This window comes from Micromonospora sp. NPDC051296 (assembly GCF_040682255.1).
GTDB lineage: Bacteria > Actinomycetota > Actinomycetes > Mycobacteriales > Micromonosporaceae > Micromonospora > Micromonospora craterilacus.
Window position 1 is genome coordinate 1 of the sequence record NZ_JBFBAO010000378.1, and the last position, 6,493, is coordinate 6,493.

Annotated in this window: 6 protein-coding genes and 1 pseudogene; 2 read left to right on the plus strand and 5 right to left on the minus strand. The window is 72.2% G+C overall.

What is annotated here, in order from left to right:
• Together AB0M52_RS28430 and AB0M52_RS28435 are read right to left on the minus strand one after the other, a co-directional pair.
• The coding region (locus AB0M52_RS28430) for a hypothetical protein (RefSeq protein WP_363959970.1) at window positions 1-769 on the minus strand (769 nt) is incomplete at its 3' end.
• The gene (locus tag AB0M52_RS28435; RefSeq protein WP_363959973.1) at window positions 759-2,357 is read right to left on the minus strand and encodes a hypothetical protein; all 1,599 of its coding nucleotides are present in this window, start codon (window positions 2,355-2,357) and stop codon (window positions 759-761) included. The genes AB0M52_RS28430 and AB0M52_RS28435, both read right to left, overlap by 11 nt.
• 159 nt (window positions 2,358-2,516) lie before the next feature.
• Here AB0M52_RS28435 and AB0M52_RS28440 point away from each other — a divergent pair, with 159 nt between their 5' ends.
• The gene (locus AB0M52_RS28440; protein WP_363959976.1) at window positions 2,517-3,515 is read left to right on the plus strand and encodes a tetratricopeptide repeat protein; all 999 of its coding nucleotides are present in this window, start codon (window positions 2,517-2,519) and stop codon (window positions 3,513-3,515) included.
• Here the strand turns inward: AB0M52_RS28440 and AB0M52_RS28445 are convergent.
• Entirely contained in the window at window positions 3,470-3,853 is a 384-nt protein-coding gene (locus AB0M52_RS28445) for a DoxX family protein (RefSeq protein ID WP_363959978.1), read from the minus strand. The genes AB0M52_RS28440 and AB0M52_RS28445 overlap by 46 nt on opposite strands.
• A gap of 112 nt (window positions 3,854-3,965) precedes the next feature.
• Window positions 3,966-4,940 carry a WYL domain-containing protein gene (locus AB0M52_RS28450; protein ID WP_363959981.1) on the minus strand — a complete coding sequence of 325 codons (975 nt, stop codon included), beginning with the start codon at window positions 4,938-4,940 and terminating at the stop codon, window positions 3,966-3,968.
• 131 nt (window positions 4,941-5,071) lie between these two features.
• Here AB0M52_RS28450 and AB0M52_RS28455 point away from each other — a divergent pair, with 131 nt between their 5' ends.
• Entirely contained in the window at window positions 5,072-6,172 is a 1,101-nt protein-coding gene (locus tag AB0M52_RS28455; RefSeq protein ID WP_363959984.1) for a winged helix DNA-binding domain-containing protein, read from the plus strand.
• Between the two features lie 20 nt (window positions 6,173-6,192).
• Here AB0M52_RS28455 and AB0M52_RS28460 read toward each other — a convergent pair.
• Window positions 6,193-6,493, minus strand: a pseudogene (locus AB0M52_RS28460) (transcriptional regulator); the annotation flags it as partial.

A 6,493-nucleotide genomic window follows, 5' to 3' on the forward strand; every position in this document is an offset into this window, starting at 1 on the left:
CGGCCCGGGCCAGGTCCGGGTCCGGATCCGGCTCGTGGACCATGGCCCGCCAGAAGTCGACCGCATCGCCGGCGGCCCGCATCGCCTCGGCGACCTGGCCGGCGTCCATCAGCGCGACGGCGAGCAGGGTCAGCACCTCGCCGAACCCGGGGTGGTACTCGGCCGCGGTGCCGGCGAGTTGGCGGGCGACGTCGCGGGCATTGGTGAGGGACATGATCGCGTACCGGGGCTCGCCTCGACGCAACAGCACTCTCGCCTCGACGCTCGCCACCGACAGGACGAGGTCGGTGGGCTTGGTGAAGACGTACGGCAGGCCGCCGTTGCCGCCGACGATGTCGGCGGCGATCCGTTTGGCGCGGCCTGCCGCGGCCAGCGCGTCGTCGGTCCGATCGTCGCGGAGCAGCCACTCGGCGTGCCGGATGAGGACCTGCGCGGGCCGGACCGGGCTCAGCTCGACCCCCGCCGCAAGCCGCGCGACCGCTCGCGTGGACAGCACCAGGCCGAGGTCGGTCAGCGGGGAGTCCAGCGGTAGGCGGTCGACCATGGTCCGCTCGACGTCGGCGTCCAGTTCGTGTGCGAGCAGGACCTCGCAGAGCGCCTGGGCCATCGGCTCGCCCGACTCCAGGGCCACGTCGAGCGCGATCGGGGCGAGTCCGCGTACGTCGGAGGCGATCAGGGCGACCAGGTCGGCCCGAAACGACGGATCTCGCTGGGCCAGGCGGTTGAGGACCGTCAGCGAGTGCCGGACCTGCTGCGTCTCAAGCCCCATTCAGCACCGCCAGCAACGTCGGGGTGTCGCGCAGCGCGGTGCCGACGAGGTGTTCGCCGAGTAGGTCGGGTTGGACTCCGCCGAGCCAGGATTCGGCCGGATACAGGTCATGGAGGAGGTCCGCGACCGCGGTCACCGCCGCCGCCGGGCGGTCCCGCATGAGGGGTGCCCGGCGGAACAGCTCGACGGCCTGTTCGGGGCCGGGAATGGCGCCGACGAGCGTGGCCAGGGCGGCGAGTTGGCGTACCGGCTTTCCGGCCAGGTCGTCGTACCCCTTCTCGACCAGGCTGCGATCCCAGAAACCCTGTTCGCGGCGCAACGCGAACCGCAGCAGGGTCTGGTCGTCGGTGACGTCCTCGCCGTCCAGGGCGGCGAGCGCGCTCATGTGGAGGTAGAGGACCCGGTTGTGGTGCGGGCCGTCCAGGCTCACCGAGGCGAGGTTCGGTTCCGCCTCGCCGCGCACCGCCGCGAACGCGGCCAGGGCATCGTCGAACACGGTACGCCTGGCTGCGGCGTCGGTGGCCAGGGGCGGGACGGCGAGGACCGACATCGCGGGTCCGTCGAGGAAGTCGCCGACCCGGTTCGGCTGTTGCCGCAGGTTCAGCAGCCAGTCTCCGACGGAGCGGGCGAGCAGAACGATCCGGACCGGGACAGCCGCGTCGAGCGCCTCGGCGACCAGCCGTACGACCTGGGCGGTCCGCGTTTCGCCGTAGTCGACCACGAGCAGCACGCCCGCGACGCCCCGCCCGAGTTCCGCCACCTGGTCGGCGCTCAGGGGTGGCAGTCCGGCACGGACGAAGCCGGCCCGCCAGCCGGCCAGCCGCATCCGCCGGCCGGCCTCCAGCAGCAGTCTGGTCTTGCCCATCCCGCCAGCGCCGGTGTAGACGCGGGCGGCCACCCGGGCGGGACCGGACGCCCAGTCGGTGAGGTCGTCGAGCAGGTCCTGCCGTCCCCAGAACGGGACGACCGCGAACTCGGCCCGCAGCAGCGCGCTCGGCGGGTAGAGGGCCGGGTCCCATCGCGGCGTCGGCCCGACCGTGAGCAGGTGCTGGGCGGAGAGCCGGGCGAGCAGGAGCAGTTCGTCCTGACTTCGGGTCAACGATCGCAGGTCGGCCAGGACCCGTCGCTGGTAGGCGGAGGCCAGGTCGGTGATGTCGGCGGCCGTCCGGGACAACTCGGTGTGGACATCGTCGATCAGACGCAGGCAGAGCGCCTCGTCCGCCTCGTCCAGGACTCGTAGTTCCTCCGCCGCCCGGGCGCGGACGATCGCGGTCGCCGCGGCCGGATCGAACGCGACCGACGCCAGTTCGGCCGCGGTCAGGCCGTAACGGGCGAGCAGGTTGGTCGTCTGGTCCAGGACCCGTTCGGCGAGCCCGTCGGGGAGCCGTTCGCCGTCGGCGAAGGCGCGGGTCGCCGCAGCCAGCCGATCGAGGAGGACCTCCGGCTTGGCCGAGCGCACCGGATCGGATTTCGGCAGGTCGAAAATCGCATTGCTGAGCTCCTGGATGCCGTTGAGTGGCCCACCGAGCACGACCGCGATCGTCGTCTTCGCCAGAGTGCGCACCAGACTGCCCCGGTCGAAAACCATCACCCCTCCCCCACACCGCTGACCGTCAGCGTAGTGAGTCGACCGGGTTCGGCGACCGGGCCGCAATCGGCCGTGTCCACAGTGTCTGCTGTCGCAACGTCGACTCAGGGCGGCCGTCATGGCGGTGCCGTCGTCCGTTCGCGTACCTAGACTTCGTTGATGGCGTCTGACCGGCCGCAACCTCCGCCGACGCTCGACCGCGCCCTCGGCCTGCTGGATGAGGGACGGCCGGAAGAAGCGGAGGCCGTCCTGAGGCAGGTGGTCGACAGCGGCCACCCGGACCACGCACCGCACGCCGCCATTCTGCTCGGCGCCGTCCTCATGCTGCGGGATCAGCCCGAGGACGCCGTGCAGGTCTGGCACCGCGTAGTGCAGACCGGCCATCGCGAACACGCACCGTGGGCGGCGCTGATCCTCGGGCAGGAGTACGCCGAGCAGTGCGACCTCGGCTCGCCGAAGCAGGCCGAAGCGGAGGCGGCCTATCATTGGGTGATCGACTCCGGCCACCCCGACCACGCCCCGGCTGCCGCGCTGCACCTCGGGAACCTGTGGGCTCGGTGGGGATCCGTCGACACGGCCGAGCAGGCCTACCGCCGGGCCATCGACTCCGGCCACGCCGACCACGCTCCCGAGGCGATGATCCAGCTCGCGCTGCTGTTCGAGGGCGGGCGTCGAACGCCGGAGGCGGAGGCGATCTACCGGCGGGCCGCCGAGTCCGGCCATGCCGACGCGGCTCCCCGGGCAGAACGCAACCTCGGCTTCGTCCTGGAGGCGGCCGGACGGACGGCCGACGCGGAAGCCGCTTACGGGCGTGCCGTCGCGTCCGGTCATCCTGCCTTCGCCCCGTCCGCGGCCGGAAACCTCGCACGTCTGCACGCCGCCGCTGGCCGGACCGAGGAGGCGATCGCGACCTACCGGCAGATCGTCGATGTCGACCATCCGCACGAGAGCCCGTTGGCCGCGATCGCCCTCGGGCACATTTACGCCGCCGCAGGGCGCCCGGATGACGCGGACGGCATGTACCGGCGTGCGATGGAGTTCGGCCCCTACTACGAGACGCTGGCCGCCGGGGCGGTCGAGCGTCTCCACACCGAAGAGGTTCCGCTGTCAGGTCAGCCGGTGAAGGGCTCGGGCCCGAACCGGCCCCAGGCGACGTAGGCGGCCAGGGCGAGATAGGCCAGGTTCAGCACGATGAACTTGCCGTCTCCATCGCGCAGATGGGTGATCATCGCGCCGACCATCAGCAATACCCAGCAGAGGGCGGTCACCGCCACCATCGACGGTGCGATGTCGAGCACGGCCGGCAGGATCAGGCCAACCGCAGCCAGGAGTTCGAGGACCCCGAGGGTCTTGACGAAGCCGACGCTGGCACGTGCGGTCCATCCCCCACCGGGCGCCTCGGCCAGTTTCTCCTTGGGTACGAACGTCTTGGTGATGCCGCCCGCCAAAGCGACCACGGCCAGCAGTCCGGCGGCGATCCACAGCGTGACGTTCATGAGGTATCTCCTTGCCGGGTATCGGCGACTCTGGTCTGAAATACCAGAGTCGCGATCGGGTCGAACAGGAGACGCCTTCGGCCCGCTCCCTGTGACAGCTGGGCCAGGTGAGCTACGCGGCGGCGGCGTAGCGGCGGGCCAGGTGCGCGAAGGCGGCTCTGAGTTCGGGCGGCCCGATGACCTCGATGTCGGCGTCGAACATTCCGATGGCGGCGGCCAGGCTCGGCCATGACCACGAACCGAGGGTGAGTCGGCAGCGGTCCGGGCCGAGTTCCTCGACGACTCCGTCGCCGATGAAGGGTGAGACCTTGGCGGCGGGAAGGTCGAGGATCACCTCTCCGCGGCAGGGCCAGCCGCCGGTGCCGTCGGAGCCGTGGAACCTGCTGGTGACGAAGGCGGCTGCGGTACCGCCGGGTAGCTCGCGTGGGGTGAAGCGAGGCCCGGTGGGGGCGTGCGGAGTGATCCGGTCGGCACGGAAGATGCGCCAGTCGTCGCGGTCGAGGTCCCAGGCGACGAGATACCAGCGCCCGCCCCAGGTGACGAGGTGGTAGGGCTGCACCCGGCGGAGCGGGGTCGGCGTACCGTCGCCGTCCGGCACCGGTCGGGACGCGGACGGGTAGTCGAAGCGCAGCACCTCGCGGGCGTGCACGGCGGCGCTCAGCGCCGTCAGCACGCCGCTGTCGGCCCGCGGCGCGGCGGGCCGCTCGACGGCGGTGACCTGGAGGGTGTCGATGCGGTGGCGCAGCCGTGCGGGCATGACCTGCCGGACGGTGTGCAGCGCCCGCGCGGCGGCCTCCTCGATGCCGGCACCGGCAGCGGTGGCGATCCGGAGGGCGACGGCGAGGGCGACGGCCTGCTCGTCGTCGAACAGCAACGGCGGGAGGCGCGTACCGGCGTCGAGCCGGTACCCGCCGTCCGGGCCCTTGCTGGCCACGATGGGATAGCCGAGCTCGCGCAGGCGGTCGACGTCGCGGCGCACCGTGCGCGGGCTCACCGCCAGCCGCTCGGCCAGCAGCGCCCCCGGCCAGTCCCGGCGTGCCTGGAGCAGCGACAGCAGTGACAGCAGTCGCGCAGAGGTCTTCGGCATGTTGCTCATCCTGCCCGAAGAAGAGGACACATCCTGGCCGCTTCCTCTGCGACTGTTGCACCTCCGTTTGCAGGTGAGGAGCCGAACTTGTCCGTCACCACCACGACCCCCCTGAACCTCCGCGTGGCCCGATGACCGTGCTGCACACCCGGGCGCTCAACCGTGCGACGCTGGCCCGGCAGCTGCTGCTCGATCGCGCCGACCTGCCGGTACGCGACGCCGTCGCGCACCTGTGCGGCATGCAGGCGCAGGAACCGCAGGAGCCGTTCGTCGGGCTCTGGTCCCGGCTGCGTGCATTCGACGCGGGAGCGCTGTCCGGCCTGCTGACCCGGCGGCACCTGGTGCGGACCCACCTCATGCGCCGCACCGTCCACCTGCTCACCGCCGAGGACGTCCTGGCCTGGCGGGCCCGCCACGACACCATGCTGCGCCAACGCGTGCTCGGGACCTACCGCAGCGAACTCGACGGGGTGGATCTCGACGAGCTCGCGGCGGCGGGCCGGGCGGTGCTGGCCGACGGCGTGCCCCGCTCGATGACCGGGCTCGCTCGGGCTCTCGCCGAGCGCTGGCCGGACCCGGGACCGCGGGCGCTGGGGGAAATGCTGGTCGCCGCCCTGATTCCGATGGTTCAGTTGCCTCCGCGCGGGCTGTGGCGCACGACGGCGGGAGTGCGCAACGTGCCGCTGTCCTCGTGGCTGGGTTGCGAGATCGACCCGCCGGCCCCGGATGGCTCCGACCGGGTCGGTGAAACGCTGGTACGGCGCTATCTGGCCGCGTTCGGCCCCGCCGCCACGGCCGACCTGCGCGCCTGGTGCGGCCTCGCCGGGCTGCCGGCCGCGGTGGCCGCGGTACGCGAGGAGCTCGTCGCCTTCCGTGACGAGCGCGGCCGGGTACTGCTGGACCTCCCCGACGCGCCGCGGCCCGACCCCGACACGCCTGCCCCGGTGCGGTTCCTGCCCGCCTTCGACAACGCGATCCTCGGCTACCACGACCGCAGCCGGATCATCGATGACGCCGATCGCGGTTTGTCGGTCGCCGGTGCCCGCGTCGTGCTGGTCGACGGCCGGGTCGCCGCGACCTGGACGGTCGAGGCCGACACCGTGATCGTCACCCCGCTGCGCCGCTTCTCCCGAGCCGACCGCACCGCCGTCGCCGAACAGGGGCAGTCCCTGGCGTCGTTCCTCTCCGACGAGGCGAGCAACCGCGTACGGGTCGCCGCCTCTCCTGATTGAGCCGCCACATGGGGGCGTGGTCAGCCGGCCGCGCCCCAGCGCAGGGACAGTCCGGTGACCGCCCGTTCCGTCCGGATCTCCATCATGCTGCCGAGGATGGTGGCCCGGTCGACGACGATGGCGGTGGCATCCAGCGTGTAGGTGATGCGGTCGCTGATGAAGACCGCGTTCCCGGCGGGCTCCCGCAGGTGTTGCGCGGTGGCCGGACTGAGCAGGCCGGGGCGCCCTGGTGCTCGGCGTCGCGCCGGCAGCGCTGCTCGACCTGGCCACCGGAGCCGCGGACTTCGTCCGCTAGCGACGACACCTGTCGTACCGACATCC

What these genes read in the sequence shown, in the direction of transcription:
- AB0M52_RS28440 (WP_363959976.1), top strand. Translation starts at nt 2,517, where the DNA reads ATGGCGTCTGACCGGCCGCAACCTCCGCCGACGCTCGACCGCGCCCTC.
- AB0M52_RS28450 (WP_363959981.1), bottom strand. Translation starts at nt 4,940, where the DNA reads ATGCCGAAGACCTCTGCGCGACTGCTGTCACTGCTGTCGCTGCTCCAG.
- AB0M52_RS28455 (WP_363959984.1), top strand. Translation starts at nt 5,072, where the DNA reads ATGACCGTGCTGCACACCCGGGCGCTCAACCGTGCGACGCTGGCCCGG.
- AB0M52_RS28435 (WP_363959973.1), bottom strand. Translation starts at nt 2,357, where the DNA reads ATGGTTTTCGACCGGGGCAGTCTGGTGCGCACTCTGGCGAAGACGACG.
- AB0M52_RS28445 (WP_363959978.1), bottom strand. Translation starts at nt 3,853, where the DNA reads ATGAACGTCACGCTGTGGATCGCCGCCGGACTGCTGGCCGTGGTCGCT.